General features: G+C 57.1%; 1 protein-coding gene. It reads left to right on the top strand.

Annotated features, from left to right (window positions below; translation table 11 throughout):
- The first annotated feature begins 40 nt into the window (after positions 1-40).
- Positions 41-1,561: an IS3 family transposase gene (locus tag HF327_RS21770; protein WP_198462433.1), complete on the top strand. Its 1,521-nt coding sequence runs from the start codon at positions 41-43 to the stop codon at positions 1,559-1,561.
- Positions 1,562-1,588: the final 27 nt, after the last annotated feature.

Genomic DNA, 1,588 nt, shown 5'->3' with positions numbered 1-1,588 from the left:
GGGGATGCGGATGAAATCTTGGACTACTGAGAGGTAGTTCATGTATTCATACGAAGATCGAATCCGCGCGGTGACGCTCTACATCCAGCTAGGCAAACGAGTCGCGGCAACCATTCAGCAGTTGGGCTATCCCACCAAGAATTCGCTCAAGAGCTGGCACCGCGAGTACGAGCAGGGTCGAGCCTTGAAGACAGCGGTTGTTCGCCCGCCGAAGTTCACCGCTGAGCAAAAGGCTCGGGCCGTGGAACACTATCTGACGCACGGGCGCTGCGTGGCTTTCACAATCAAGGCTCTTGGCTATCCCGGGAGGGCCTCACTTCACGCTTGGGTTCAAGAGCTCAATCCCCGGGCTCGGCCACGCCTGCTTGGAGCATCGTCGAACGAGCAAAAGCACGCTGCGGTGCTCGCACTGTGCACACGTCAAGGAAGCATCCAAGCCATTGCTGACGACGTTGGCGTGTGTCGAGAGACGCTGTACAACTGGCGCAATCAACTATTGGGGCCAGAGGCTCTCGCATCGATGAAGCGCTTCAATGATTCTTCAACGGGTTCGGAGCTGTCCCAGTTGGAGCAGCAACTCCAGACGCTACGTCGTCAAGTGAGACGGTTGCAGTTGGAACAGGAGTTATTGAAGAAGGCGAACGAGCTCCTAAAAAAGGACCACGGCATCGACCTTCATCTCGTGAGCAATCGTGAGAAGACACTTCTGGTTGATGCCCTGCGCCATGAATACTCGCTTGCCGAGTTGCTCACCTCGCTAGTCCTGGCTCGCAGCTCGTACTTCTACCATCGAGCGCGGCTCAACGCTGACGAAAAGTATTTCGCGGTGCGCCGAACGATCACGGACATCTTCGAGCGCAACCATGGCTGCTATGGCTACCGTCGCATCCAGGCCTCACTGGTCAGACAATGCGTGTGGATCTCGGAGAAGGTGGTCCGGCGCCTGATGAAGCAGGAAGGGCTGGTGGCCGCTGCGCCCAAACGACGCCGCTACGGCTCCTACTTGGGAGAGATTAGCCCTGCACCTGAGAACTTGCTGAACCGTAACTTCAATGCCACTGCGCCTAACCAGAAGTGGCTGACCGACATCTCGGAGTTCCAACTGCCCGTCGGCAAAGTCTACCTCTCGCCCATGATCGATTGCTTCGATGGAATGGTGGTGAGCTGGTCTATCGGAACACGCCCCGACGCTGAACTGGTCAACACGATGCTGGATGCCGCGATCGCCAAGCTCAATGACAGCGAAGTGCAACCTATGGTTCACTCCGACCGTGGTGCTCACTATCGCTGGCCAGGATGGTTGTCACGCATCGCTGATGCCAAGTTAGTGCGCTCGATGTCACGCAAGGGGTACTCACCGGACAATGCGGCCTGTGAAGGCTTCTTCGGGCGGCTCAAAAACGAATTGTTCTATGCCCGCGACTGGCAAACCACGAGCATTGAGCAGTTCACGCAAGCTCTGGACGCGTACATCCGTTGGTACAACGAGCAACGGATCAAGATCTCGTTAGGGGCACGGAGCCCTGTTGAGTACCGCAGGGCCCTCGGGATCGCTGCATAACCAGTCCAAGATTTATGCCGCATCCCC

The sequence above is a fragment of the Comamonas suwonensis genome (assembly GCF_012844455.2).
Lineage (GTDB): Bacteria > Pseudomonadota > Gammaproteobacteria > Burkholderiales > Burkholderiaceae_C > Comamonas > Comamonas suwonensis.
The sequence above is the reverse complement of the archived record's forward strand: the minus strand, read 5'-3'. Positions and strand labels throughout refer to the sequence as shown.

Bases quoted from the DNA above. Each gene is read 5' to 3' on its own strand.
- HF327_RS21770 (WP_198462433.1), top strand. From the start codon at position 41: ATGTATTCATACGAAGATCGAATCCGCGCGGTGACGCTCTACATCCAG.